This is a genomic window from Rhodoferax koreense (assembly GCF_001955695.1).
GTDB classification, from domain to species: Bacteria; Pseudomonadota; Gammaproteobacteria; order Burkholderiales; family Burkholderiaceae_C; genus Rhodoferax_B; species Rhodoferax_B koreensis.
Window position 1 is genome coordinate 2,757,268 of the sequence record NZ_CP019236.1, and the last position, 25,704, is coordinate 2,782,971.

The window sequence follows — 25,704 nt, forward strand, 5'->3', positions numbered from 1 at the left end:
GTTGGGGGGGTTACCAACTTGGCGCGCCGTACGGCGCGAGACCCTATGAAAAACACCGCATCACCTGCCCGCCCCGCGCGGCACATCTTCCTCAAGCTTGGCGGCGTCCTCGCCGTCGGCGCGCTGGCCGCCGCCTGTTCCAGCCCGATGATGAGCCGCCTGCGCGGCAATGCCGGCGGTGCTGCCGAGCCCGCCGCCACGGTGCAGTTCGCCAATGCCAATGGCATGCCCGGCGGTGATGCGCAGCTGTTCTCGCTGCCCACCGGCACCGAGATCGTGATCAACGTGAGCGGCCTGACGCCGGGCACCCACGGCTTCCACATCCACACCAATGGCGAGTGCACCTCGGCCATGGACGCGGCGACCGGCCGCACGGTGGCTTTCGGCGGCGCGGGCGGGCATTTCGATCCGGGCGCTTCGAAGAAGCACGGCCAGCCCGGTCAGGCGCTGAGCCACAACCACGGCGGGGACCTGCCCAACATCGTGGTCGACGCCTCGGGCAAGGGCGCCATCCGCTACGTCAACCCCAACGTGACGATCGCTGCCGGCCCGCAGTCGGTGATGGGCCGCAGCCTCGTCGTGCATGCCGATGCCGACGACTACATGACCGATCCCGCAGGCAATTCGGGCACCCGCGTGCTGTGCGGCGTGATCAAGCCGGCCTGAACCCCGGAGACGCCGGAGACGCCGCGCCCGGCCTTGACAGTCGCTCCACCTGCGCCAGCACCCGCTCCGGCGTGATGTCGTGCAGGCAGTCGCTGCGGCTGTCGACATGGTCTTCGCAACCCGCATGGGAGCAGGGCACGCAGGCCTGCCGGCCCTGCAGCAGGGTCACGTTGCCGGCCTGTTGGACCAGGGCCGAGCGGGCGAACAGCGCCTGTGTTGTGGCGCGCGCCGGCCACGGTGCCCAGCGCTGCGGATTGGTGGGGCCGAAGATGGCGATCACCGGCAGCCCGGCCGCGGCGGCGAGATGGGAGATGGAGGTGTCCGGTCCGATGTACAGCGCGGCCTGGGCGAACAGGGCGGTGAGCTGCGCGAAATCGAGCTGGCCCGACACATCCAGCAGTTGCGGCGCCGATGCCAGCCCGCGCAATGCCGCCACGCATTCCTGGTCGCGCGCGCTGCCGCTGCCCGTGAGCACGACCTGGCGGCCCTGCGCGAGCAGCGCTTCGACCAGCACGGCGAAGTGGGCGAGCGGCCATTGCTTGTAGGTCCACATCGACGGCGCATGCACCACCACCGCGCCGGCCTGCAGCTGCGCCGCAATCGCCGCTGGCAACGCTGCCGGTCGCGGTGCAACCACCTCGGGCACCGGGTAGGCCTCGGTGGACCATGGCGCCATCAGCGCGAGTTTTTCGGCCGTGACGTGGATGTCGCTCTGGTCGCCCGGGCTTTCCACCACATGGCTCAGCAACGCTTTTTTCCACCATGCGCTGCTGCTCCCGCCCGGCACGATGCCGCTGCGCAAGGGCGCGGCCACCCAGCCCATGAGGTGGGCGCGGTCGCTGGACTGCGCAACCAGGGCCAGGTCGTAGCTGCGCCAGAGCTGTCGCAGCAGGCGCCAGAACCCCTTGGCCCCCAGGCGGGGCGGTGTTTCGACGAGCGCGTCCACATGCGGATTGCCGCGCAGCATGCCCAGCGTGCCCTGGAAGCCCAGCACCTCGATGCGCGCCTGGGGCCAATGCTGCCGCGCCGCGCGGATCAGCGGCGTGGTCAGCAGCACGTCGCCGATCTGCCGCGTGGTGATGACCAGGATGCGCTTCATATGGGGCGTGTCGATGCATGCCGGGCCAGCAGCCAGGCCAGCAGTGCCATGTAGAGATGGCCTTCGACGAAGTCGAGCAGCAGGGAATTGAACACGCACCCCAGCGCGAAGGCCAGGCAGAAGCCGCACAGCATATGGCTGACGGTGTTTCTGGTGTGCCAGGCTTCCCTCAGTGTCATGCCGAGCCATCCGACGAAAAGCAGCAACGCCGGCACGCCGCCGCCCAGCAACTGCATGAGGTATTCGCTGTGCGGATTGCTGGTGAAGCGCCAGGTCTGCGGCAGCCGGGCGTAGCCCTCGGGATCGTTCGCATACATCTGCCTGACCACCGCGCTGTGGGCTTCGCCGTAGTTCGCAAAGCCCACGCCGAGCAGCGGATGCGCATGCGCCAGCTGCTCCGCGATCTGCAGCATGTGCACGCGGATACCGGTGGAGGTGGTGTTCACCTGGCCGGTGGGCTGGGCATTCTCGACGGTTTCATGCACCCGTTTCTGGACCACGCTGGAAGACCAGGCCAGCCCGAGCACGACGATGGGCAGCAAAAGGCCCGCGACCCAGCGCCAGCGCGGTGGGCTGTGCTGCCAGGCGGCCACGCCGACCAGCAGCACCAGCACCAGGTAGCCGGTGCGCCCGGCGGCCGCGAACAGCAGTGTCACCGCGAAAAACGCAGCCAGCGCGCGCAGGGCCCAGGGCCGTGCGTGGGTGCGTGCCTGCACCAACAGCATGAAGGCGCACAGCGCAAAACCGAAACCGGCCGAGATGCGCCGCGACTCCAGGAACGAACCCAGCCTGGGCTGGGGCAGCCAGAAGCCCACCCAGTGGATGCAGGCGAACACCACCGCGCCGGCGATCAGCGCGCGCGAGAACACCCGGCGGTCGGGCGCGAGCTGCAGCAGCGCAAACAGCAACGGCGCCAGGATCAGCTCCTGGTAGCTGTTCACCATGTGCCAGCTGGCTGGTGTGAAGCCGGAAAACCACAGGCTGTGCAGGATGATGTAGGCCAGCAGCAGCAGCCCGGCGGCCATTGGTGGACTTTTCCACGGTGCGAGGCGGCCGATCCGCGGCGCGAGCGGCACGGCCAGCAGCAGCATCAGGCCCTGCGCCATGTAGACCCCGGCCACCGAAGCCGTGGCGAAGAAGCCGAACAGCGCCAGGGCGAGCGAAAGCGCCCAGTCCATCGGCGTCCAGCTGCGCCAGGGCTTCGGCCCGGCGTGCGCCAACCGCGTCGCGTGCGGCGCCTGCTGCCAACCCGCCAGCACCTTCACGTGCCTCCGAACTGCAGTGCGTGCAGCTTCGCGTACAGGCCGCCACGGTCCAGCAGTTCGCGATGGCCGCCGCTTTCGGCCACGCGGCCGTGGTCCAGCACCACCACGCGGTCGGCATGTTCGATGGTCGACAGCCGGTGGGCGATGATGAGGGTGGTGCGCCCGGCCATGAGCCGCTGCAGCGCCTGCTGCACCAGCCGCTCGGACGCGGTGTCGAGGGCGGAGGTGGCCTCGTCGAGGATCAGCACCGGCGCATCCTTGTACAGCGCACGCGCGATGGCCAGGCGCTGGCGCTGGCCACCGGACAAGGCCGTGGCGTTGTGGCCGGTGACGGTGGCCAGGCCCTGCGGCAGGCTGGCCACCAGGTCCTGCAGGTTGGCCGCTTCCACGCAGGCGGCCAGACGCTGGTCGTCGAGTTGGCTGCCCATGGCGATGTTGTGGGCCAGCGTGTCGTTGAACATCACCACGTCCTGGCTCACCAGGGCGAACTGCCGGCGCAACGCGGGAAGGCTCCAGTCGGTGATGTCGTGGCCGTCCATGCGCACCGAGCCCGAGGTCGGCAACACGAAGCGCGGCAGCAGGTTGGCCAGCGTGGTCTTGCCCGAGCCCGACGGGCCGACCAGGGCCACGATCTGGCCCGGTTCGATGGTGAGGCTCAGGTGGTCGAGCGCGGGCGCGTTGTCTTCGGCGTAGACCACACTCACGTCGTTCAGTTCGATCAGACCCTTGGCGCGGCCCGGATCATGGCGGCCCTGGGTTTCGGCCGGCGTGCCTTCGATGAGGTCGATGCCGCGTTGCACGGCGGCCAGGCCGCGCGCGATCGGGCTCGCCGCTTCGGAGAGCTTCTTGATCGGCGCGATCAGCATCAGCAGCGCCGAGATGAAGGCCGCAAAGCCGCCCACCGTGAGCCCGCCCGCGCCCTGGCTCTGCCACAGCGCGATGCAGATCACCGCCGACAGCGCGGCCGCGGCCAGCATGTGGGTCAGCGGCGTGATGGCGGCGGAGGCCGCGGCCGACTTCAGCGACAGCCGGCGCAGGATGCTGCTCAGGCCGGTGAAGCGCTGCATCTGCGACTCCTGCGCGCCGTGCAGCCGCACCACGCGCACGGCCAGCACGTTTTCCTCGACCACGTAGGCCAGGTCGTTGACGGAAGTCTGCGTGCTGCGCGCGAGGCGGTACAGGCGCTTGGACAGCGTGCGCATGATGAAGGCCACGCCGGGCACGATCACGAACACGATGAGCGTGAGCTTCCAGTTCAGGTAGATCAGGTAGCCGAGCAGCGCCATGGCGGTGAGCGCATCCTTCAACAGCGCGATCAGCGCGTTGGTGAGCATGGTGGCGCCGTTCTGCACCTCGTAGACCACGGTGTTCGACAGCGTGGTCGCGTTCTGCTCCTGAAACAGGCCGAAACGTGCATCGAGCAGGCGCGCGAACATGTCGCGGCGCATGGCCAGCAGGCCGTCCTGGGTGATGCGCGCCAGCGCCAGGTCGGCCAGGAAGCCGGCCGTGCCGCGCACTGCGAACAGGGTTAGCACGGCGGCGGGCACGGTCCAGATGGCGAAACCGCTGGTGTCGAAGCCGCGGTCGAGCAACTGCTTCATCAGCGCCGGCAGCATCGGGTCGGTGAGCGAGGACACCACGGTGGCCAGCGCCGCCGCGATCCACAGGCCGGGCGTCGCCGCGAAGTAGGGGAGCAGCCAGCGCAGCGCCTTGAAGTCGATCCCGGTCATGGGGCGGTGACGTGGCGGGCTGCGGTACGGCCTGGCGCGGGGAAAAAGGGCATGGGGCGAGGCTTCATAATCCGAGGTTAGCCCGAAATTATCCTCGATTGAGAGGACCGCCCGAATGCGCCTGTCGATTGCACTGATCACCTACAACGAGGCCGCCCGCCTGCCGGCCTGCCTGGCATCGGTGGATTTTGCCGACGAAGTGGTGGTGGTGGACAACGGCAGCACCGATGGCACCGTGGCGCTTGCGCAGTCGCTCGGCGCCCGGGTGGTGCAGACGCCCGACTGGCCTGGCTTCGGCGTGCAGAAGAACCGCGCCGTCGACCTGTGCCGCGGCGACTGGGTGTTCTCCATCGACGCCGACGAGCAGGTCACGCCGGAGCTGAAGGCGCAGATCCTGTCGGTCATCGCGGGGCCTTCGAGCGATTGCGTGGCCTACACCGTCAACCGCAGCTCGAGTTATTGCGGCCGCTACATGCGGCATTCGGGCTGGTACCCGGACCGCGTGCTGCGCCTGTTCCGCCGCGGCCAGGCGCGCTTTTCCGAGGCGGCCGTGCACGAGTCGCTGCAGGCGCAGGGACCGGTCGGCCGGCTCGAGGCCGATCTGCTGCACCAGAGCTTCGCCGATTTCGAGACCGTGCTCGACAAGGTCAACCGTTATTCCACCGCCAGCGCCGCCGCCCTGGCCGAGCGCGGCAAACGTGGCTCCGTGCCCAAGGCCGTGGCCCATGGCCTGTGGGCGTTCTTTCGCACCTATGTGCTCAAGCGCGGCTTTCTCGACGGCCAGCTCGGCTTGGCGCTGGCGGTGTCGAACGCCGAAGGCACTTATTACCGTTACATGAAGCTGTGGTTGAAGCAGCGCGCATGAAAGTCGCGTTCGTGGTGTTGAGCTACAACAGCGCCGATGCGCTGCTGGCCGTGCTGCGCGGCCTGGCGCCGCAATGCCCGCGCGACGCGGTGGTGGTGGTGGCCGACGATGGTTCGCGGCCCGACCAGGTGGAGGCCTTGCGCCGCGGGTTGCCCGCGTTCGCCTGCCCGGTCCACCATGTCTGGCATCCCGACGTGGGCTTCACCGCGAGCCGTGCGCGCAACCTCGGTGCCCTGCACGCCGCTCAACATGCCCAGGCCGACTACATCGTCTTCATGGACGGCGATTGCGTGCCCACGCCGCATTTCGTGCGCGCGCACCTCGCGCTGGCGCAGCCCGGTCATTTCGTCAACGGCAGCCGCATCCTGCTCGGGCCCGCGCTGAGCGAGCGCGTGCGGCGCCGGCAAGTGGAACTTTCAAGTGTGTCGGTGCTCGACTGGGTGGGATTGCGGCTTCGCGGGGAAGTTAACAAACTGTCGCAGTTTCTGTTTCTGCCGAACATGCCGGGTCGTGTAGAAACGCGGTTTCGCTGGAAAGGGATTCGGTCTTGCAATTTTGCAATCTGGTATCGTGATCTGGCTGCGGTGAACGGCTTCGACGAGAGTTTTCAGGGCTGGGGCCATGAAGACGCGGACCTGGTGCTGCGGCTGCAGCGGCACGGGCTGGCGCGCAAGAATGGCTTCTGGGCGACCGAGGTGTTTCACCTGTGGCATGCCGAAAACAAGCGTGATCGCGAAGACATCAACCGCCGCCGCGTGACCGAACGCATGCAGCAGGCCATCGTGCAGGCGAGCGTCGGTCTGGCCGATGCGGCCAGGGCCGGCGATGTCATCGTCACTGAACTAAACGGACAAAGGGTAGACAAAAGCCAATGAGTGCATCTTTTCAATGGAGCCGACGCCAACTGGTCGGACTGGCAGGGGTGGTGGGACTGGGCGCGTTGCCGATGGCTTCGGCGCTGGCGCAGTTCCGCGTGGAAGTCTCCGGCGTGGGCCTGACGCAATTGCCGATCGCGGTGGCCGCCTTCCGGGGCGACGACCAGTCGCCGCAGAAGATCGGCGCCATCGTGCAGGCCGACCTGGAGCGCAGCGGGCAGTTCCGTGCGGTGGACGCCTCGGGCGTCTCGCTCGACGAAACCTCGCGGCCCGACGTCGCCATGTGGCGCCAGCGCACCGCCGACTCGCTGGTCACGGGCAGCGTGACGCGCCTGGCCGACGGCCGTTACGACGTGCGCTTCCGCCTGTGGGACGTGGTGCGCGGCCAGGACCTCGGCGGCCAGAGCTATACCGTGACCCAGGGCGACCTGCGGCTGTCGGCGCACCGCATCGCCGACTTCATCTACGAAAAACTCACCGGCGAGCGCGGCGTGTTCTCGACGCGCCTGGTCTACGTCACCAAGGCCGGCAGCCGCTACACGCTGTGGGTGGCCGATTCCGATGGCGAAAACAGCCAGACCGCGCTGGCCAGCCCCGAGCCGATCATCTCGCCGACCTGGTCGCCCAACGGCCTGCAGATCGCCTACGTGTCCTTCGAGTCGCGCAAGCCGGTGATCTACGTGCACGACGTGGCCACCGGCAAGCGCCGGCTGATCGCCAACTTCCGCGGCTCCAACAGCGCGCCGGCCTGGGCGCCGGACGGCCGCAGCCTGGCCGTGACGCTGAGCCGCGACGGCGGCTCGCAGCTCTACACCATCGACGCCGGCGGCGGCGAACCGCGCCGGCTGATCCAGTCCAGCGGCATCGATACCGAGCCTGTGTTCTCGCCCGACGGCCGCAGCATCTACTTCGTGAGCGACCGCGGCGGCTCGCCGCAGATCTACCGCATGCCGGCCAGCGGCGGCAACCCGGAACGCGTGACCTTCGCCGGCACCTACAACATTTCGCCGGCTTTGAGCCCTGACGGCAGGTGGTTGGCCTACATCTCGCGCATCGGCGGTGCGTTCAAGTTGCAGGTCATGGAACTGGCCTCCGGCACCGTCAACAGCATCACCGACACCTCGTCCGACGAGAGTCCGAGCTTCGCACCCAACAGCAAGCTGCTGGTCTACGCGACGCAGCAGGGCGGGCGCGAGGCGCTGATGACGACCACGCTGGACGGCAAGATCAAGGCCCGGCTGGCGGGCCAGGCCGGCGATATTCGCGAACCCGATTGGGGCCCGTTCATCAAGGGTTGATCGAGGTTCGTCAAAGGTTAACGTAGGCGCGGTTTAATCCGCACTTTTGTGAGTTTTATCAGGAGGTTGAAAATGAAACGTTTCGTGTGGGCTCTCTCGATGACGGCCGTGTTGGCCGGTTGTGCTTCCGGCGTGAAGCTGGACGATGTGCCGGTCGTGGATAAAAGCGGTACCTCCGTCGGCGCCGGTGGCGCGGGCGCTGCCGGCTCCACGCAAAGCGCGGTGACTTCCGTCGACCTGTCGGCGCAGAACCAATCCGCTGCCGGCCCCAACAGCGGCCGCATCGTGTACTTCGACTTCGACAGCTACAGCGTGCGCCCGGACGACCAGGCCGTCATCGACGCCAATGCGCGCTATCTCAAGGCCAACAGCGCACGCAAGGCCGTGGTCGAAGGCCACACCGACGAACGCGGCGGCCGCGAGTACAACCTGGCCCTCGGCCAGAAGCGCTCCGAAGCCGTGCGCCGTTCGCTGACGCTGCTCGGCGTGTCCGATGCGCAGGTTGAAGCCGTGAGCTTCGGCAAGGAAAAGCCTGCCGCCACCGGCAGCGATGAAGCCTCGATGGCGAAGAACCGCCGCGCCGAGATCACCTACCGATGAGCACGCAGGCGAGCATGCGGGCGATGTCAAGCGTCGTTCCCGTGCCCATGCGCCTGCTCGCCCTGGTGCTGGGCAGCCTGTGGCTGGCCGCCGCCCCGGCGCATGCCGCGCTGTTCGAAGACGAGGAGGCCCGCCGGGCCATCCTCGAACTGCGCCAGCGGGTGGATGCCACGCGCCAGGCCTTCGACAAGCAGGCCATCGACCTGAGCAAGCTGACCGACGAGAACGCGCAGCTCCGCCGCAGCCTGCTCGATCTGCAAGGCCAGATCGACAGCGTGCGCTCCGACCTGGCCCGGCAACGCGGCCTGGACGAACAGCTGCAGCGCGACGTGGCCGATCTGCAGCGCAAGCAAAAGGACCTGACGCAGGGCGTGGAAGACCGGCTGAAGAAGATCGAGCCGACCAAGGTCACGGTCGACGGCCAGGAATTCACGGCCGACCCGACTGAGACGCGTGACTACGAAGCCGCGCTGGCCACGTTCCGCAAGGGCGACTTTCCGGGCGCGCAGACCGGCTTCTTCGAATTCGTGAAACGCTACCCGCAAAGCGGCTACGGGCCGTCGGCCCTGTTCTGGCTTGGCAACGCGCAGTACGCCACGCGGGCCTACAAGGAAGCCGTGGCGAACTTCCGTCAGATGCTGTCGCTGGCGCCCACGCATCCGCGCGCGGCTGAAGCGGCGCTGTCCATCGCCAACTGCCAGGTGGAACTGAAGGACACCAAGGCCGCGCGCAAGACGCTCGAGGATCTGATCAAGGTCTATCCGCAATCCGAAGCGGCCGTGGCCGCGAAGGACCGGCTGGGCAAGATCAAGAGCTGATGGCGGAGCAGGGCGCATGAGCGAAGTGGCAAGCCTGGAGCCGGCAGCCGACCTGGCGCGCCGCTTCGGCGGCCTGGAGCGGCTGTACGGCGTGCCCGGCGCGGCGCGCATCCGCAATGCGCACGTGGCCGTGGTCGGCATCGGCGGCGTGGGCTCGTGGACGGCGGAGGCGCTCGCGCGCAGCGGCGTCGGCCGGCTTACGCTGATCGACCTGGACCACGTGTCCGAGTCCAACATCAACCGCCAGATCCACGCACTGGAAAGCACCATCGGCCAGGCCAAGGTGCTGGCCATGCGCGACCGCATCGCACAGATCAACCCGGCCTGCGAGGTGACCGGCATCGAGGATTTCGTCGAGCCCGAGAACTGGCCGGCCTTGCTGCCCGCGGGCATCGACGCCGTGATCGACGCCTGCGACCAGGTCAAGGCCAAGACCGCCATGGCCGCCTGGGCCATCGCCACACGGGCCTGCTTCATCAGCGTGGGCGCGGCCGGCGGCAAACGCCTGGCGCACAAGGTCGACATCGACGACCTGGCCAACACCACCCACGACCCGCTGCTGGCGCAACTGCGCTACCGCCTGCGCAAGGGCCATGGCGCGTCGCGCGAAGGCAAGAAGATCGGCATCCCCTGCGTCTTCAGCCGCGAAGCCGTGATGCCGCCCGACGCCTCCTGCGCCGTGGAAGGCGATGGCTCCCTCAACTGCCACGGCTACGGCTCGGTGGTCAGCGTCACGGCCACGTTCGGCCAGTGCGCGGCGGGTTGGGTTTTGGACCAACTGGCCTCCGCAGACCGGAATCGCCAAAAAAGCACGCTATAATTCAAGGCTTTGCTGCTGAGCGCTCTGTTGAGTTTTGGCAGTGAGATGGGACGTTAGCTCAGTTGGTAGAGCAGCGGACTTTTAATCCGTTTGTCGTGGGTTCGACCCCCGCACGTCCCACCAGGATTTCAGTTAAAGCAAGCACTTGGCGTAGAGATATGCCAAGTGCTTTTTTAATTCCCGTTTGCTGCCAGATGGGGACCAATCTCTAGATTGACGAACTTCACTGCCATTAAGTTGGTCCGGCTTGAAAAGAGTAGGTCACATACACCCCGGAGACATCCTATGGTCTAGGGCCTTGCACATGTCGTAGATGGTCAGCAAGGCGATCTGGTGTCCTTGAAAATCAAGGACTTAGCTTCGCCACAGCGTCTAGGCCAGCTAGAAAACTGTGTCTCGCCCCAACGCATTGGGACAAAACTTGGACACGGATTTGCCCAAGTGTCTGAAGCATAGCCCATCTCGGGAACGGTCATTCACCGTCTAGCGTTGGCCGACAGCCGCAGGTGGTGAAGTACATTAGCTTGAGAACTTAAGGCGCACGGAACACCTGATGGCAGACAAATTTCAATCGCTCGACATTGCCGCGCCTCCGCTGGTCATCATTGCAGACGGCGACACGCCAGCAGCCCAGGGGAATGCCCGAGGCCACCTCTTCGAACGGTTTATTGCCCGAGTTTTTGAAGCCTACGGTTATGAAGCCCCCAGTCGGGCATCGATGAATGTCCGCTCGAACGGATACGAGCTGGATATATCGACTAAGACGACACTGTCTGGAGAACCAGCCATTGCGGAATGCAAGGCCTACAGTTCGCCGCTTGCAATAACTGCTTTGAAGGCGTTTTATGGGCAGTTATGTACGGAACGACTCGAATCGCCCACTACGAAAGGTTGGTTTGTTGCAATTCCCGGGATGACTGGTGACGGTCATCAACTGGCCAAGAAGCTTGAGACCAAAGACAGCGGTTTCCGTTTGCTTACGGCTGTCGAGGTGTACGAACTCGTTAAGCAGAAGGGCTGGGCTGATCCGATCAAGGCGGAAGCGAGCCCTATCTCAGATCAAGGCTTGTTGCTGACAGCTGCTGGAATCTGCGCCATCGCAAAGGAACTCGACGCAGACACGCGGCTGCCGACTCGTATTCTTGTTAGGCGTGCGCACGGCGCAATAAGCGAGACGGAGAAATCGTTGCTTGCGGCTAGTGACTACGCCGGCGCACTGCCAGTGTTCGATGTTAGTGCAACTACGGTACCCGCTGCTGTAAACCGTACCCACGTGGAAGCACCTACCCTAGTTACGGTGGTTGGTAGCACTGAAGATTTTGAGTATCAGTTTCCTGCCGCGCCGCAATTCTTTGTCGGGCGAGAAGCGTTGCTAAGGGATGTCCAAGGAGTTACCAAGTTCGACGGTACGGGTCAGGTTATCGTTCTGAATGCCCAATCAGGTTGGGGCAAAAGCTCCCTTGCGCTTCGGATCGCCGATCAAGTGCGGAAAGCTGGCGGTGCCGCGCTGGTTTTTGATACCCGGACAGCTTCAAGTTTCTCTTACGTTGCAGCCGCCCTTCAACGTGCCACCATGGTTGCCGTTAACGACGGCTTGCTCACTCTGCAACCGAACTTCTCTTTCGCCTCACTGCAGAGCGCAATTCAGACTTTGGAGTTGGCAAGTTGGAAAACGCCCGCAGCACCGCTGCTTATCTTCTTTGACCAATTCGAGAATGTTTTCAGAGACCCACGTCTGACCCTTGAGTTTCGAGACTTGGCATTATCGGTACGAGAACTTAGTGCACCGGTTTCAATCGGTTTCTCATGGAAAACTGACCTTGTCAGCTTGACTGAAAACTACCCTTACCGTTTGCGCGATGAGATACGCGGGACTGCGTTGGTGTTGAACGTAGAACCGTTTGGTCCAAATGAAGTCGGGACTCTACTTGGGCGTCTTGCCAAGGCGGCGGGGGCGAAATTGTCGTTGGATTTGCGTCAACGTATCCGTGAATACTCGCAAGGCCTACCGTGGTTGCTTAAAAAACTAGCAAGTCATATCTTGGCCCAGCTAAAAGCAGGAACCTCGGAGGAGGAGCTTCTCGCTGACTCACTCAATGTGGAGCGATTGTTTGAGCAGGACATCATGGCTCTGGAGGCGTCGGAACTGGATGCGTTGAAGGCCATTGCTCGCGAAGCTCCTGTTGCAGTGGTGGATGTTGTCGAGCGCGTTAGCGCCGACATGATTCAATCGCTCGTTGATAGGCGCTTGTTGGTGCGTGTGGGCGAAAGACTCGACATTTATTGGGACACGTTTAGGGAGTTCCTGATAACGGGGAAAATCGCTGTCGAAGATACATACATTCTCAGGGCGCGTCCCGCTTCAACGGCGAGGTTGATGCAACTGGTCGTTGCCAACGGTGGTGAGTTGGCTACGTCCGATGCGGTGAAAGCTCTTAAGACCTCGCAAAACGTTGTTTTCAACATTTCCAGAGAGTTGCGCCAGCTTGGCGTGCTCTCGCCGAGACAAGGTATGTTGGTATTAGTGGAGCAGTTACGGGCCCCAATTAATGAGGCGAAACTCCAAGAGCGGGTCGCAAGGTCTCTTAAAAGACATCGCCTGTTCGGCGTTGTGCAACAACTTCTTCAGTCATCGACCGTGAGCATTGACGATTTTGCAGCGAAGCTGCCGCCAGTTTTTCCAGCGATTGAAGCGACGGAAAAGACGTGGCGCACATACGCCGATGCCTTCGCCCACTGGCTTGATTATGCTGGGCTGATTCACATGCGTGGACAGTTGCTTTGCCCTCCTTCTGCGGGGAGCAAAATGCGATTGCTTGATGAAGATGGCCGCAACAGACGACGCACATTTCCTCAGGGCAGCCCGGACATTGCAATTAAGTACCTGCAAGACCAAGCTGTCGGATTACCTTCATTGCCGGAGTCGTCACAAAGTAAAGCCATTAGCGATCTACAAGTGCTTGGCGTGATCAGGGAAGATCTAACCGTAAAGGACCTGGAATGCCACGCGGCACTAACGGCGGGGCAACCTCAAGTGATCGAACTTATTCCCTTACTTCGCAGCCTTCCGGCTGTCGCCGCCGCCTTGGCTCGGCTAGAAATTGAGCCCACCATGCGGGCAGAGGCGGTAGGTGCGCTTCTTCGCGAAGGCTACGGTGCCACGTGGGCCCCCGCTACTGTATCGATGGCCGGGACGAAGTTCAGAGCGTGGGCTCGCGTAGCTGGGTTGACCGTGGCGAAAACATCGCGGAAAGAGTAAGTGTCTTTCAAGCACGCATAGTCCAAAAACGACCGTTTAATGACCGTCTTGGCGTAGATGCCCACAAGCCAGCCTTGAACCATTTTGAACACGCTGTCGCTGGGGACCACGTATCCGGACACTCAAAGCCTCCCATTTTTCCGTTGAGCACAACCTAAACATCGACGCGCCCCCGACCATCCGGGCATGATGTCGCCACCTGAACTCAACCGACAGAGGACCCGGTATGACCGACAACGGAATCCGCACCTACACCCACGCCGCCGGCGGCTGGGACGCACTAGGCGCCGTGGCGCGCGCCATCAAGGGCCAGATGAACGCGGTGGCGGGCGCGAAGATCATGTTGCGCAACAACCAGCCCGATGGCTTCGACTGCCCGGGCTGCGCCTGGCCCGACCCGAAGCACACCTCGGCCTTCGAGTTCTGCGAGAACGGCGCGAAGGCCGTGTCCTGGGAGGCGACCGACAAGCGCGCGACGCCCGAGGTGTTCGCGGCGCACACGGTCACCGAGTTGCTGGCCTGGAACGACCACGACATCGAGAACCTCGGCCGGCTGACGCATCCCATGGCCTATGACGCGGCATCGGACCGCTACCTCGCCATCGGCTGGGACGAGGCCTTCGCGCGCATCGCGGCGGGCCTGAATGCCTTGCCCGATCCGAACATGGCGGAGTTCTACACCTCGGGCCGGGCGTCCAACGAGGCGGCTTTCCTCTACCAGCTGTTCGTGCGCGCCTACGGCACCAACAACTTCCCCGACTGCTCCAACATGTGCCACGAGGCCACGAGCGTGGGCCTGCCCAAGGCCATCGGCATCGGCAAGGGCACGGTGTCGCTGGAAGACTTCGACCACGCTGAGCTGATCATCTCCATCGGGCACAACCCCGGCACCAACCATCCGCGCATGATGACGACGCTGCATGCGGCGGCCCGTCGCGGCGCGCCCATCGTGGTGCTGAACCCGCTGCGCGAGCGCGCGCTCGAACGCTTCACGGCGCCGCAAGACCCGCTGGAAATGGCGACCTTCGGCGCCACGGCGATCGCCAGCGACTACCTGCAGGTGAAGGTGGGCGGCGACGCGGCGGCGCTCAAGGGCGTGATGAAGGGCGTGCTGGCGCTCGATGCGGCCGACCTGGCGAGCGGCGGGGCGGGCACGCTCGACCGCGCGTTCATCGCCGAGCATACGAACGGTTTCGATGCGCTGGTGGCGGATCTGGAGGCCACCGGCTGGGCGCAGATCGAATCCGCCTCGGGCCTGTCGCGCGCCGCCCTGGAGAACGTGGCGCGCCTCTACTGCCAGGCCAAGTCGACGATCGTGTGTTTCGGCATGGGCGTGACGCAGCACCGCCACGGCACCGAGAACGTGCAGCAGATCGCCAACCTCTTGCTGCTGCGCGGCAACTTCGGCCGGCCCGGTGCCGGCATCTGCCCATTGCGCGGCCATTCGAACGTGCAGGGCGACCGCACGGTGGGCATCGACGAGAAGGCGCCGCAGGCGCTGCGCGAAGGCCTGCAGCGCGTGTTCGGCTTCGTGCCGCCGGTGGCCAAGGGCCATGACGCGGCCGAAGCCATCGACGCGATCTTCGAAGGCCGCGCCAAGGCGCTGGTCTGCCTCGGTGGCAACCTGGCCGTGGCCATGCCCGACCCGGTGCGCACCTTCGCGGCCATGCGCGGGCTGGAATTGGCCGTGCACATCGCCACCAAGCCCAACCGCTCTCATCTGCTCACGGCGCGGCAGAGCATCGTGCTGCCGTGTCTCGGCCGCACCGAGCTCGATCTCCAGGCCGGCGGCCCGCAGTCGGTGACGGTGGAGGATTCGATGTCCATGGTGCATGCCTCGACCGGGCGGCTGCCGCCGCCTTCCGAGTTCGTGCGCTCCGAGCCCGCCATTGTGGCCGGCATCGCCCAGGCGGTGCTCGGCGCCAGGCACGGCATCGACTGGGCCGGCATGGTGGCCGACTACGACCGTATCCGCGACGCGATCGAGGCCGTGCTGCCCGCGTTCACCGGCTACAACCAGCGCATCCGTGTGCCGGGCGGCTTCCGCCTGCCCATTGGGCCGGCGGAACGCGTGTGGCACACGGCTTCGGGCAAGGCGGAATTCCTGGTGATGCCGGGCGTGCTGGAAGACCCGGCCGGTGCCGATCCTTCGGTGCTCACGCTGGCCACGCTGCGCAGCCACGACCAGTACAACACCACCATCTACGGCTTCGACGACCGTTACCGCGGCATCTTCGGCCGGCGCGACGTGGTCTTCCTCAACGCCGACGACCTGGCCGAGCGCGGCCTGGCGGCGGGCGACCGCGTCGATGTGGTGGCCGCTTCGGCCGAAGGCGCCGGCACCGAGGCCGTGCTCGGCCAGCTCACGGCCGTGGCCTACGCCATCCCCAAGGGCTCGGCCGCCGCCTACTACCCCGAAGCCAACGTGCTGATCCCCGCCGCGCACCGCGACCCGCACAGCGGCACGCCTTCCTATAAATCCGTGCCCGTGCGCCTGCGCCGCTCGGCCGTCCAGGACATCGCCGCCGCCTAGTGCAGAGGACGTGGCAAGACGCCACAATGGCCTCCCGGCCGCGCCACGGCGGCCCCCATTCAATGCAAAGGACAGCCATGGATCTCCAACTCAAAGGCAAACTCGCCCTGGTTTCGGGCAGCACGGCGGGCATCGGCCACGCCATCGCCACGGCGCTCGCGGCCGAAGGCGCGCGCGTCATCGTCAACGGCCGCTCGCAGGCCTCGGTGGATGCCGCCGTGGCGCAGATCAAGGCCGGCCCCGGCGGCGAGGTGCTCGGCTTCGCGGGCGACCTCAGCACCGCGGCGGCGGCCGAGGCGCTGGTGAAGCAATACCCCGGCATCGAGATCCTGGTCAACAACCTCGGCATCTTCGAGCCCAAGGCCTTCGAGGACATTCCCGACGAAGACTGGACGCGTTTCTTCGATGTCAACGTGCTCAGCGGCGTGCGCCTGGCGCGGCTATGCCTGCCCGCCATGCGGGCCGCCAACTGGGGCCGCATCATTTTCATCTCCAGCGAAAGCGCGATCCAGATCCCGGCCGAGATGGTGCATTACGGCATGACCAAGACGGCGCAGCTTGCCGTCTCGCGCGGCCTGGCCGAGTCCGTGGCCGGCACTGGCATCACCGTCAACAGCGTGTTGCCCGGCCCCACGAAATCGCGCGGCGTGGGCGACTTCGTCGAGGCGCTGGCCAAGGCCGACGGCAAGTCGATCGAGGCCTTCGAAACGGAATTCTTCAAGACCGCACGGCCCACCTCCCTGATCAAGCGCTTCGAAGCGCCCGAGGAAATCGCCAGCATGGTCGCCTACGTCGCCAGCCCGCTGTCCTCGGGCACCACGGGCGCTGCGTTGCGGGTGGATGGCGGCTGCACGAAGAGCGCGTTCTAGGCCGCCGAGCTCGCCAGCCGTATCTCGGCCAGCAGCGCCGAGGCCGCGGCCGAGAGCTGCGCGCCGGCGCGCGTGGTCACGCCGATGTGGCGGCTCAGGCCGTCCATCGGGAAGCGCAGCACGCGCAGGTTGCCCGACGCGACCTCGTAGCGCAGTTGATGGGTGGACAGCACGGTGAGCATGTTCCCCTGCAGCAGCAGGCCGCGCACCAGCGCCAGGTCCCCGGTCTCCACCGAGGCCAGCGGCACCGGCTCGCCATGCGATGCGAAGAACTCGGCCAGCGATGCGCGCAGCGGCGTGCCCGGCCGCGACAGCACCCAGGGGTAGTCCTTCAGGTCGTCGAAGCGCACGCGGCGGCGTTTGGCCAACGGGTGGCTGGCCGCGGCCATCAGGCCGAGCCGGTCGGCGAACAGCGGCTCGCTGGTCAATGCCTTGTCGGCCAGCGGCCGCAGCGCCCCGAGGATGAAGTCCACCTTGCCGCTGAGCAGGCCCGCGCAGAGCTGTTCGTAAGGGCTTTCGAGCGAATACACGCACGCGCGGATGCCGCGCCAGCAGGGCGCTGATCGCCTGGGGCAGCACGCTGGTGCGCACCAGCGGCAGGCTGCCGACGGTGATCACGCCCTCCATGCGGCCGGCGGCGGCGGCCAGGTCGTCTTCGAGGTAGCGCAGCTCGGCCAGCGCGCGGTCGAAGCGTGGCACCCAGCGTGCGCCGGCGTCGGTTGGCATCAGGCCGCGGGCCGTGCGCAGGAAGAGCCGCTGGCCCAGCGCGTTCTCCAGCCGCGCCACCGCGGCGCTCACGGCCGGCTGCGAGATGCCGAGGTGGCGGCCCACGGTCGGCATGTGGTGCACCTCGGCCAGCAGCGAGGCCGCGAGCAGGCGCCGCTCGTCGAACAGCACATCGGCCGCCGTGGCCGGCAGCGCGGCCTGGCCCGCCGCGGCTTCATCGAGCACGGCGTCGAGCTCGTGTTCGATGCGCAGGAAGCGCGCATGGGCGAGTTCACCCGCCGGCGTGAGCAACATGCCGCGGCCACGGCGTTCGAACAGTGGCATGCCGAGCGCCTGCTCCAGCAGGCCGATGGAACGGCTCACCGCCGAGGCGGCGCGCAGCAGCGCATCCGACGACGGCCGGATGCCGCCGAGGCGGACGACCGCGCCCAGCGTGCGCAGCCTGTGCAGTGAAAGCATGGAATCGTTGCCCTGCCAAAGGCCACATCCTGCCACGTTCAGCGGTCTGGCCTGGACCAGGGCATCAACAGATTCGAACGGTGGCGGCGCGATAAGGCAACCGTGCTGGTACCCGGCCTGCGCACAATCCAGGCACGGCGACGGCATTCAATCAACAGGAGACAAACATGGGCAGCATTCTCGGGATCATCGGCTTCGGCGAGGTCGGCGGCATTTTCGGCCGCGGCCTGCGCGAAAAACCCGGCGTCACGGCCGTTCACGCCTGGGACTTGAAGTTCGCCGGCACGGCTGGCGAACCGGCGCGCGCCGCCGCGAAGGAAGCCGGCATTCAGGCTGCTCCCGACATGGCGGGGCTATGTGCCGCCGCCAACCTGCTGGTCTCGGCCGTGACGGCTTCGAACACGCTGGCCGTGGCCGAAGAGGCGTCGCGCCATGTGCGGCCGGGCACAGTGTTCCTCGACCTCAACTCGGCGTCGCCCGGCAGCAAGCAGCGTGCGGCCGAGGCGTTGGAGGCCGCAGGCGCGCGGTATGTCGAGGCCGGCGTGATGACTTCGGTGCCGCCTTACGGCATCCGCGTGCCGATGCTGCTCGGCGGCCGGCATGCGGCCGCGTTGGCCGACCAGCTCGTGGCCTGGGGCATGGACGCCAAGGTGGTGTCCGAGCAGCTCGGCGTGGCATCCGCCATCAAGATGAGCCGCAGCATCATGATCAAGGGCCTGGAGGCGCTGGTGGTGGAAAGCTACACCAACGCCAGGCGCTACGGCGTGGAAGACCACGTGTTGCCGACGCTGAAGGAAACCTTTCCGCAGATCGATTGGGACGCGCAGGGCGCCTACTTCTTCAGCCGCGTGGTGCAACACGGCAAACGCCGCGCAGAGGAGATGCGCGAGTCGGCCAACACCGTGCAGGAGGGCGGCTTCGCGCCGGTGATGGCCAGCGCCATCGCCGAGAAGCAGGACTGGGTGGCCGGCCTCGCGCGCGAAGGCGTGTTCGACGGCATCGGCCCGAAGGCGAAATGGCAGGACTATGCGGACCGGCTCATCGCGCACGCGGGGCATTGCCGGTCGGAAGGCTGAAGGCCCAAGCGGCCAGCCTACAAAAACCAGAAGGAGACAAGACATGAACACCCACCACGCCTCGGCCTCGCGCCGCAGATTCAATCTGGCCCTGCTGGCCGCGGCCACCTTGCCCGCCTTGCCATTGGCCGCCGCCGCGCAGTCCGCGAACACCTATCCGAACAAGGCGATCCGCATGGTCGTGCCGTTCACGCCCGGCGGCTCCACCGACATCATGGGCCGCACCATCGGCCAGCAGCTCACGCAGGCCTGGGGCCAGCCGGTGGTGATCGACAACCTGCCCGGCGCGGGCGGCAGCATCGGCGCGGACAAGGTGGCCAAGGCGCCGGCCGACGGCTACACACTCTTGATGGGCCACATCGGCACGCTGGCCGTCACGCCGTCGCTGTACCCCAAGCTGCCGTACGACCCGGTGAAGAGTTTCGCCGCCGTGGCCTGGGTCGCGCGCGTGCCCAACGTGCTGGTGGTCCATCCTTCCGTGCCGGTGAAGTCGGTGCAGGAACTCGTGGCCTATGCCAAGGCCAATCCGGGCAAGATCAACTACGGCTCGGGCGGCAACGGCAGCGCCGCGCACATCGCCACCGAATACTTCAAGCTGCAGACCGGCACGCAGATGCAGCACGTGCCGTACAAGGGCACGGCGCCGGCGGTGACCGACCTCGTGGGCGGCCAGATCCAGCTGATGTTCACCGGCGTGCCGGCGGTCATGGCCCAGGTGAAGGCCGGGCAACTGCGTGCGCTGGCCGTGTCGTCCCCGCACCGCGTGAAGGCCGTGCCCGAACTACCGACCGTGGCCGAGAGCGGTTATGCGGGCTTCGAGGCCGACCAGTGGTACGGCGTGGTGGCGCCGGCCAATACGCCGCCCGATGTCACCGCCAAATTGAACCAGCAGATCAACAGGGCGCTGGCCTCGCCCGAGATCGCCGAGCGTCTGGCCAGCGAAGGTGCCGAGGCCACGCCGAATCCGCCCAAGGTGTTTGCCGACCTGATCGTGAGCGAGATTGCGCGCTGGCGCACGGTGATCGAGAAGGGTGGCGTGAAGGTGGAATAGGCTGCGGGGGTGTGGGCGAGGTGCTCAGGCTTCCAGGTGGTCGCTCCAGGTCTTGCTCAGGCCGCGCCGCTTGTGGCGCAGGTAGCGGCCGTACACCGTGCGCAGGGATTCGCGCAGGAACAGCCAGCGCCGCGGCAGCGGCACGGGCTCGCCGGTAAACACGTGCAGGTCGTTGGAGACCATGTAGTAGCTGCAGCCCAGGCGGCGGGCCAGCGCGGCCAGCGTGCGGGACTGGTAGAACGTGATGTGCTGGCCGGTGCCGAAAAGGTAGTACCACCACTTCCTCGGCGGCACGGCACCGCTGAAGGTGAGCGTGGAGAACACCAGTGTGCGGCACTGGTAGCGCGAGAAGGCTTCCTGCACGAAGGCGACCGGGTCTTCCACGTGTTCCAGCACCTCGAAGGCCAGCAGCGCATCGGCCTTGAAGCCGGCCGTGGGCTCGAAGCGCTTGGCGAACAGGTTGCTGCAGTATTTGTCGGTGCTGTAGGCGTCGAAGCCCTTGTCGCGCAGCAGCCGGGTCAACAGGCCATAGCCGCCGGCGATGTCCAGCACGCGGCCGTTTTCCAGCGCAAGCGCCTCGAGGATGATCTCCACGAGCTCGGCATTGGCGTGGTTGCGCGCCAGGATGCCAGTGTCGCAGTCGTTGATGGCGTCGCGGTAGGCTTCGTCAAGCCAGTAGGGCGGCTCGGTCTTGAGCAGCCCGCAGCCGGCGCAGTGGTAGTACGCCACCTGGTATTTGCCGAGCAGCGTTTCGCTGAATGCGTGCGCCATCGCCTCGCCGGAAATCGGGCATTCGATCACTTGCGGCATGTTGTCTCGGGGCCTTTGTTTTGGATCGGGTGTCGCGCGCATTATCACGGTCCGCCACGGTCGAGATCCGGCGGCCGGGCGGTGCGCGGCAGGGCATTCGACGGCCCCGCGCCTCAGTTAAAATCGCGCCCCTGTGCGCTGCCAGCGGTGGCTCCCACACAATGTAAAAGTACGTTACAAATCAAACAGTTAGCCTGGCCGCGTCAGCGGGTCCTGGCTCGCGAAACACAGGGTGTGCGGTGCGTCTAAGTTCGATCAAGTTATCCGGCTTCAAATCCTTCGCCGAGCCCACGACCTTCCATCTGCCCGGCCAACTGGTCGGCGTGGTCGGGCCGAACGGTTGCGGCAAGTCCAACATCATGGATGCGGTGCGCTGGGTGCTGGGCGAGAGCAAGGCCTCGGAGTTGCGCGGCGAGTCGATGCAGGACGTGATCTTCAACGGCACGAACACCCGCAAGCCGGCCAGCCGCTCCAGCGTGGAACTGGTGTTCGACAACCCCGACCACCGCGCTGGCGGGCAATGGGCGCAGTTCGCCGAGGTGGCCGTGAAGCGCGTGCTCACGCGCGACGGCACCAGCAGCTACTACATCAACAACCAGCCGGTGCGCCGGCGCGATGTGCAGGACGTGTTCCTCGGCACCGGCCTGGGCCCACGCGCCTACGCCATCATCGGCCAGGGCACGATCAGCCGCATCATCGAGTCGCGCCCCGAAGAGCTGCGGCTGTTCCTGGAAGAGGCGGCGGGTGTGTCCAAATACAAGGAACGCCGCCGCGAGACGGAGAACCGCCTCTCCGACACGCGCGAGAACCTCACGCGGGTCGAAGACATCCTGCGCGAACTCAACGCCAACCTCGACCGGCTGGAGAAGCAGGCCGAGGTCGCGAACCGCTACAACCAGCTGCAGGCCGGCGCCACGCTGAAGCAGCACCAGCTCTGGTTCATGAAGAAGACCGAGAGCGAGGCCGACCAGGCCAAGGTGAAGATGGACGCGGCCCAGGCGGTGAACGACCTCGAATCGCGCGTGGCCGACCTGCGCCATGTCGAGGCCGAGCTGGAAACCATCCGCCAGGCGCATTACGCGGCGGGCGACGAAGTGAACCAGTTCCAGGGCAAGCTGTACGAGGCCAGCGCCGAGGTCGGCCGGCTCGAGGGCGAGATCCGTTTCGTGGTCGAGGGCCGGCAACGTGTCGAGCAGCGCCTGGTCACGCTCAAGGAACAGGTCGCGCAGTGGTCCACGCGCCGCGAGGAAGCCACGTTCGAGATCGAGAACCTCGAGGCCCAGGGCATGCAGGCCGAGGAACAGGCCGAGCTGCTGGCGGCACAGGTGGAAGAGCAGGCGCAGCAGCTGCCCGATGTGGAAGAGGCCTTGCGGCGTGCCCAGCAGACGGCCAACGAACAACGCACGAGCGTAAACCAGGTGCAGCAGCAGATCCAGGTGCTGGCCGCCGACCAGCGCGGCATCGAGGAACAGTCGCGCCAGTTCAACCAGCGGCGCGAACGCCTGACCACCGACCAGAAGGCCCTGGCCGCGCCCGACGAGGCGAAGCTGCTCGACATGCAGCGCCAGCTCGACGCCGCGCAGGAATCCGCCGGTGTGGCCGAGGCGCGGCTGGCGGAGCTGCAGGACAGCGTGCCCCAGCTCGACGAAGACCGGCGCAGCAAACAACAGGCGGTGAATGCCGATTCCGCGCGCAAGGCCGACCTGTCGGCGCGCCTCGAAGCCCTGAAGGCGCTGCAGGAAAAGGTCAAGACCGACGGCAAGCTCGCGCCCTGGCTGGCCAAGCATGGCCTGGACGGCATGCAGGGCCTGTGGACCAAGCTGCACATCGAGCAAGGCTGGGAGAGCGCGCTCGAAGCCGCCTTGCGCGAACGCATGGGCGCACTGGAAGTCTCCCGGCTCGACATGGTGCGCGGTTTCCTCGGCAGCACCGGCGCCGACGCGCCGCCGGCCAAACTCGCGTTCTACAGCCCGCCGCAGGCCGGCGCGCCTGCGGCATCCACCGCGCTGCCGCGCCTGGCCGACCTGCTGCGGGTCAACGACGCCGGACTCTCCGCGCTGCTCGGCGACTGGCTGCACGGCTGCTTCACCGCGGCCAGTTTCGAAGAGGCGCTGGCGCAACGTGGTCAGCTGAAGCCGGGCGAGGTCCTGTACGTGAAGACCGGGCATGCGGTCAGCGCCCACGGCGTGAGCTTCTACGCGCAGGATTCGGAGCAGGCCGGCCTGCTGGCGCGCGCCCAGGAGATCGAGAACCTCGAAAAGGAATTGCGCGCGCAGACGCTCATCGCCGACGAGTCGCGCAGCGCGCTGGTGCGGGCCGAGGCCGCCTATGCCGACGCCTCGCAGCGCCTGGTGACGGCACGCCGCGAGGCCACGGAAACCCAGGGCCGGGCGCACGAGCTGCAGGTCGAGACCCTGCGCCTCACCCAATTGGCCGAGCAGACACGCGCACGCAGCCAGCAGCTGGCGGGCGACCTGGCCGAGGTCGACGCGCAGCTCGACGAGCTGCAGGAGCGGCGCGTCACCGCCGAGGCGCGTTTCGAAGAGCTCGACATGCAGCTCGCCGACGCCCAGGAGCGGCATGCGCAGCTCGACGAACGCGTGATCGAACTGCAGCGCAAGCTAGGCGAAGCACGCGAGCAGCAGCGCAGCCTGGAGCGCCAGGCGCAGGAAGCCACGTTCGCGCACCGCAGCCTGGGTGCGCGGCGCGCCGAACTCAGCCGCTCGATCGAGGTGGCGGCGCAGCAGGCCGGCGCGCTGGCCGACGAGGAACAGCGCGCGCGCGACGAGCTGTCGCGCCTGTCCGACGCCGCGGCCCAGGCCGGGCTGCAGAACGCGCTCGAACTCAAGTCCGAACGCGAGGCCGCCCTGGGGGCCAAGCGCAGCCATTACGACGACCTCACGGCCAAGCTGCGCGCCAGCGACGAACGCCGGCTCAAGCTGGAGCGTGAACTCGATCCGCTGCGCCAGCGGATCACCGAATTCCAGCTCAAGGAACAGGCCGCGCGGCTCGGCTTCGAGCAATACGCGCAGCTGCTCGAGGACGCCAAGGCCGACCTCGCAGCCGTGGCCCAGTCGATCGCCGACGGCAATGTGCGGCTCACGGGCTTGCAGAGCGAGATCGACCGGCTCAACCGCGAGATCGCCGCGCTCGGCGCCGTGAACCTGGCCGCACTGGACGAGCTCACCGTGGCGCGCGAGCGCAAGCAGTTCCTCGATGCGCAGACAGCCGACCTGGTGGAAGCCATGACCACGCTGGAAGACGCGATCAGGAAGATCGACGGCGAAACCCGCGAACTGCTGTCGGGCACCTTCAACACCGTGAACGCGCATTTCGGCAAGATGTTCCCCGAACTCTTTGGCGGCGGTAACGCGCGGCTGGTGATCACCGGCGACGAAATCCTCGACTCGGGCGTGCAGGTGGTGGCGCAGCCGCCGGGCAAGAAGAACCAGACCATCCACCTGCTGTCGGGCGGCGAGAAGGCGCTCACCGCGATCGCGCTGGTGTTCGCGATTTTCCAGCTCAATCCCGCACCGTTCTGCCTGCTCGACGAGGTCGATGCCCCGCTCGACGATGCCAATACCGAGCGTTATGCCAAACTGGTGGCCAGCATGAGCAAACAAACCCAATTTCTCTTCATCAGCCACAACAAGATCGCGATGGAAATGGCCGAACAACTCATCGGCGTGACCATGCAGGAGCAGGGCGTGTCGCGCATCGTTGCGGTCGACATGGAGTCGGCGCTTTCCATGGCGGAGGCTTAAGCCATGAGCAGTTCTCTACAGATCGGTCTGGCGGCGGCGGGTGGCCTGGTACTGGCCGCGGTGGTGGCCCATGGCGCCTGGACCTCGCGGCGCAACGCGCCGCGCCAGGCCGAACCCGAGCCGCAGGACACCCAGCCGATGGAGCCGCGCCTGGACGGCGCACACGGCGACGTGCCTTCCGGCGCCGAGCGCCAGGAGCCTTCCTTCCACGACCCCATGGCCGCGATGACGGCGATGCCGATCCCGCTGCCCGAGCGCCGGCCCGGCATGGACCCGCTGATCGACGTGATCGCGCCGATCGCACTGGAGTCCGAAGTCTCGGGCGATGCCGTGCTGGCCGCCTTGCCGCCCACGCGCCGCGTCGGCAGCAAGCCCTTTGCGGTGGAGGGCCTCAACAATGTCAGCCAGCAATGGGAGGCCCCGGTGGCCGGCCAGCGTTACGGTGTGCTGCAAGCCGGCGTGCAACTGGCCAACCGCACCGGCGCGCTCAACGAAATCGAGTACTCCGAATTCGTGATGAAGGCCCAGGCCTTCGCCGATGCCCTGGGTGGCGCGCCCGAATTTCCCGAGATGCGCGAGGAGGTGGCGCGCGGCCGCGAACTCGACCAGTTCGCCAACGACCACGATGCCCAGCTCGGCTTCACCCTGCGCGCCATGCGCACCGCCTGGAGCCCCGGCTACGTGCAGCAGAACGCCGCGCGGCTGGGCTTCGTGCCCGGCCTGATCCCCGGCCGCATGGTCTTGCCCAGCAGCACGCCGGGCCTGCCGCCGATCCTCGGCCTGAGCTTCGATTCCCAGGCCGCACTCGCCGAAGACCCGGACCAGTCCGCCATCCGCGAAGTCTCGCTGAGCCTGGACGTGCCGCAGGTCGACCGCGCCGAGCAGCCCTTCGTGCGCATGCGCGAGACCGCCGTCGCGCTGGCCGAGGCCATGGACGGCATGGTCACCGACGACGATGGCCGCCCGCTGCAACGCGACGCCATGGACCAGATCGGCTCCGAGCTGGAAAAACTGTACGACACGCTCGACGCGCGCGACCTGTCGGCCGGCTCCGCGCTGGCACGGCGGCTTTTTAGCTGAGTCGACGGCGCGCGACGCCCTGTCTTTCTCCCGCGCGCGGG

Annotated in this window: 19 protein-coding genes, 1 tRNA gene and 1 pseudogene; 15 read left to right on the forward strand and 6 right to left on the reverse strand. The window is 66.6% G+C overall.

Annotation, left to right across the window (positions count from 1 at the left end):
- Positions 1 to 45 precede the first annotated feature (45 nt).
- Positions 46 to 666, forward strand: coding sequence for a superoxide dismutase family protein (locus RD110_RS12920; RefSeq protein WP_076199863.1), 621 nt, complete (start codon positions 46 to 48; stop codon positions 664 to 666).
- On the opposite strand, the gene RD110_RS12925 is transcribed toward RD110_RS12920, so the two are convergent.
- Genes RD110_RS12925 through msbA form a run of 3 tightly spaced genes read right to left on the reverse strand, consistent with a single transcriptional unit; the run spans position 653 to position 4,760 of the window.
- Positions 653 to 1,765: a glycosyltransferase family 9 protein gene (locus RD110_RS12925; protein WP_076199864.1), complete on the reverse strand. Its 1,113-nt coding sequence runs from the start codon at positions 1,763 to 1,765 to the stop codon at positions 653 to 655. The two genes, RD110_RS12920 and RD110_RS12925, sit on opposite strands and share 14 nt — an antisense overlap.
- Positions 1,762 to 3,030, reverse strand: coding sequence for an O-antigen ligase family protein (locus tag RD110_RS12930; RefSeq protein WP_076199865.1), 1,269 nt, complete (start codon positions 3,028 to 3,030; stop codon positions 1,762 to 1,764). Before RD110_RS12930 ends, RD110_RS12925 begins: the two co-directional genes overlap by 4 nt.
- On the reverse strand, positions 3,027 to 4,760 hold the full coding sequence (gene msbA / locus RD110_RS12935) for a lipid A export permease/ATP-binding protein MsbA (RefSeq protein WP_076199866.1): 1,734 nt from the start codon (positions 4,758 to 4,760) through the stop codon (positions 3,027 to 3,029). The genes RD110_RS12930 and msbA overlap by 4 nt, the downstream gene beginning before the upstream one ends.
- Positions 4,761 to 4,875: 115 nt before the next feature.
- On the opposite strand from msbA, the gene RD110_RS12940 reads away from it, so the two are divergent.
- The 10 genes from RD110_RS12940 to RD110_RS12985 all read left to right on the forward strand — a co-directional run bounded on the left by RD110_RS12940 (position 4,876) and on the right by RD110_RS12985 (position 16,697).
- Positions 4,876 to 5,625, forward strand: a complete 750-nt coding sequence (locus RD110_RS12940) for a glycosyltransferase family 2 protein (RefSeq protein WP_076199867.1) — start codon at positions 4,876 to 4,878, stop codon at positions 5,623 to 5,625.
- A complete protein-coding gene (locus RD110_RS12945) occupies positions 5,622 to 6,500 on the forward strand; it encodes a glycosyltransferase (protein ID WP_076199868.1) in 879 nt (292 codons plus the stop codon). The genes RD110_RS12940 and RD110_RS12945 overlap by 4 nt, the downstream gene beginning before the upstream one ends.
- A gap of 71 nt (positions 6,501 to 6,571) precedes the next feature.
- On the forward strand, positions 6,572 to 7,798 hold the full coding sequence (gene tolB, locus RD110_RS12950) for a Tol-Pal system beta propeller repeat protein TolB (RefSeq protein WP_239467282.1): 1,227 nt from the start codon (positions 6,572 to 6,574) through the stop codon (positions 7,796 to 7,798).
- A 72-nt stretch (positions 7,799 to 7,870) separates the two neighbouring features.
- Positions 7,871 to 8,398, forward strand: a complete 528-nt coding sequence (pal, locus tag RD110_RS12955) for a peptidoglycan-associated lipoprotein Pal (protein ID WP_076199870.1) — start codon at positions 7,871 to 7,873, stop codon at positions 8,396 to 8,398.
- Between the two features lie 23 nt (positions 8,399 to 8,421).
- Complete coding sequence (gene ybgF / locus RD110_RS12960) at positions 8,422 to 9,216, forward strand: tol-pal system protein YbgF (protein WP_157900174.1); 795 nt, start codon at positions 8,422 to 8,424, stop codon at positions 9,214 to 9,216.
- A gap of 16 nt (positions 9,217 to 9,232) precedes the next feature.
- A complete protein-coding gene (locus tag RD110_RS12965) occupies positions 9,233 to 10,036 on the forward strand; it encodes a tRNA threonylcarbamoyladenosine dehydratase (RefSeq protein ID WP_076199872.1) in 804 nt (267 codons plus the stop codon).
- A 47-nt stretch (positions 10,037 to 10,083) separates the two neighbouring features.
- Positions 10,084 to 10,159: transfer RNA gene (locus RD110_RS12970), tRNA-Lys, on the forward strand.
- A 430-nt stretch (positions 10,160 to 10,589) separates the two neighbouring features.
- Positions 10,590 to 13,295: an nSTAND1 domain-containing NTPase gene (locus tag RD110_RS12975; protein ID WP_076199873.1), complete on the forward strand. Its 2,706-nt coding sequence runs from the start codon at positions 10,590 to 10,592 to the stop codon at positions 13,293 to 13,295.
- A gap of 226 nt (positions 13,296 to 13,521) precedes the next feature.
- Positions 13,522 to 15,828: an FdhF/YdeP family oxidoreductase gene (locus RD110_RS12980; RefSeq protein WP_076199874.1), complete on the forward strand. Its 2,307-nt coding sequence runs from the start codon at positions 13,522 to 13,524 to the stop codon at positions 15,826 to 15,828.
- Positions 15,829 to 15,905: 77 nt separating this feature from the next.
- Positions 15,906 to 16,697, forward strand: a complete 792-nt coding sequence (locus RD110_RS12985) for an SDR family NAD(P)-dependent oxidoreductase (protein WP_076199875.1) — start codon at positions 15,906 to 15,908, stop codon at positions 16,695 to 16,697.
- On the opposite strand, the gene RD110_RS28585 is transcribed toward RD110_RS12985, so the two are convergent.
- Positions 16,694 to 17,227 (reverse strand): LysR substrate-binding domain-containing protein, encoded by a 534-nt coding sequence (locus tag RD110_RS28585; protein ID WP_239467230.1) that lies wholly within the window; start codon positions 17,225 to 17,227, stop codon positions 16,694 to 16,696. The two genes, RD110_RS12985 and RD110_RS28585, sit on opposite strands and share 4 nt — an antisense overlap.
- Before the next feature lie 238 nt (positions 17,228 to 17,465).
- Positions 17,466 to 18,029, reverse strand: a pseudogene (locus RD110_RS28590) (LysR family transcriptional regulator); the annotation flags it as partial.
- 20 nt (positions 18,030 to 18,049) lie between these two features.
- Between RD110_RS28590 and RD110_RS12995 the strand changes: the two are divergent.
- The gene (locus tag RD110_RS12995) at positions 18,050 to 18,958 is read left to right on the forward strand and encodes an NAD(P)-dependent oxidoreductase (RefSeq protein WP_076199876.1); all 909 of its coding nucleotides are present in this window, start codon (positions 18,050 to 18,052) and stop codon (positions 18,956 to 18,958) included.
- Positions 18,959 to 19,001: 43 nt separating this feature from the next.
- Complete coding sequence (locus RD110_RS13000) at positions 19,002 to 20,009, forward strand: Bug family tripartite tricarboxylate transporter substrate binding protein (RefSeq protein ID WP_076199877.1); 1,008 nt, start codon at positions 19,002 to 19,004, stop codon at positions 20,007 to 20,009.
- A 24-nt stretch (positions 20,010 to 20,033) separates the two neighbouring features.
- Here RD110_RS13000 and RD110_RS13005 read toward each other — a convergent pair whose 3' ends face one another.
- On the reverse strand, positions 20,034 to 20,819 hold the full coding sequence (locus RD110_RS13005) for a class I SAM-dependent methyltransferase (protein ID WP_076199878.1): 786 nt from the start codon (positions 20,817 to 20,819) through the stop codon (positions 20,034 to 20,036).
- Positions 20,820 to 21,058: 239 nt separating this feature from the next.
- Between RD110_RS13005 and smc the strand changes: the two genes are divergently transcribed.
- Entirely contained in the window at positions 21,059 to 24,583 is a 3,525-nt protein-coding gene (gene smc / locus RD110_RS13010; protein ID WP_076199879.1) for a chromosome segregation protein SMC, read from the forward strand.
- Positions 24,584 to 24,586: 3 nt separating this feature from the next.
- The gene (locus RD110_RS13015) at positions 24,587 to 25,663 is read left to right on the forward strand and encodes a cell division protein ZipA C-terminal FtsZ-binding domain-containing protein (RefSeq protein ID WP_076199880.1); all 1,077 of its coding nucleotides are present in this window, start codon (positions 24,587 to 24,589) and stop codon (positions 25,661 to 25,663) included.
- Positions 25,664 to 25,704: the final 41 nt, after the last annotated feature.

Bases quoted from the DNA above. Each gene is read 5' to 3' on its own strand.
- RD110_RS12925 (WP_076199864.1), bottom strand. From the start codon at position 1,765: ATGAAGCGCATCCTGGTCATCACCACGCGGCAGATCGGCGACGTGCTG.
- msbA (WP_076199866.1), bottom strand. From the start codon at position 4,760: ATGACCGGGATCGACTTCAAGGCGCTGCGCTGGCTGCTCCCCTACTTC.
- RD110_RS12975 (WP_076199873.1), top strand. From the start codon at position 10,590: ATGGCAGACAAATTTCAATCGCTCGACATTGCCGCGCCTCCGCTGGTC.
- RD110_RS13005 (WP_076199878.1), bottom strand. From the start codon at position 20,819: ATGCCGCAAGTGATCGAATGCCCGATTTCCGGCGAGGCGATGGCGCAC.
- RD110_RS12980 (WP_076199874.1), top strand. From the start codon at position 13,522: ATGACCGACAACGGAATCCGCACCTACACCCACGCCGCCGGCGGCTGG.
- RD110_RS13015 (WP_076199880.1), top strand. From the start codon at position 24,587: ATGAGCAGTTCTCTACAGATCGGTCTGGCGGCGGCGGGTGGCCTGGTA.
- RD110_RS12920 (WP_076199863.1), top strand. From the start codon at position 46: ATGAAAAACACCGCATCACCTGCCCGCCCCGCGCGGCACATCTTCCTC.
- RD110_RS12945 (WP_076199868.1), top strand. From the start codon at position 5,622: ATGAAAGTCGCGTTCGTGGTGTTGAGCTACAACAGCGCCGATGCGCTG.
- tolB (WP_239467282.1), top strand. From the start codon at position 6,572: ATGGCTTCGGCGCTGGCGCAGTTCCGCGTGGAAGTCTCCGGCGTGGGC.
- RD110_RS12965 (WP_076199872.1), top strand. From the start codon at position 9,233: ATGAGCGAAGTGGCAAGCCTGGAGCCGGCAGCCGACCTGGCGCGCCGC.
- RD110_RS12985 (WP_076199875.1), top strand. From the start codon at position 15,906: ATGGATCTCCAACTCAAAGGCAAACTCGCCCTGGTTTCGGGCAGCACG.
- RD110_RS12995 (WP_076199876.1), top strand. From the start codon at position 18,050: ATGGGCAGCATTCTCGGGATCATCGGCTTCGGCGAGGTCGGCGGCATT.
- RD110_RS12940 (WP_076199867.1), top strand. From the start codon at position 4,876: ATGCGCCTGTCGATTGCACTGATCACCTACAACGAGGCCGCCCGCCTG.
- ybgF (WP_157900174.1), top strand. From the start codon at position 8,422: ATGTCAAGCGTCGTTCCCGTGCCCATGCGCCTGCTCGCCCTGGTGCTG.
- RD110_RS13000 (WP_076199877.1), top strand. From the start codon at position 19,002: ATGAACACCCACCACGCCTCGGCCTCGCGCCGCAGATTCAATCTGGCC.
- pal (WP_076199870.1), top strand. From the start codon at position 7,871: ATGAAACGTTTCGTGTGGGCTCTCTCGATGACGGCCGTGTTGGCCGGT.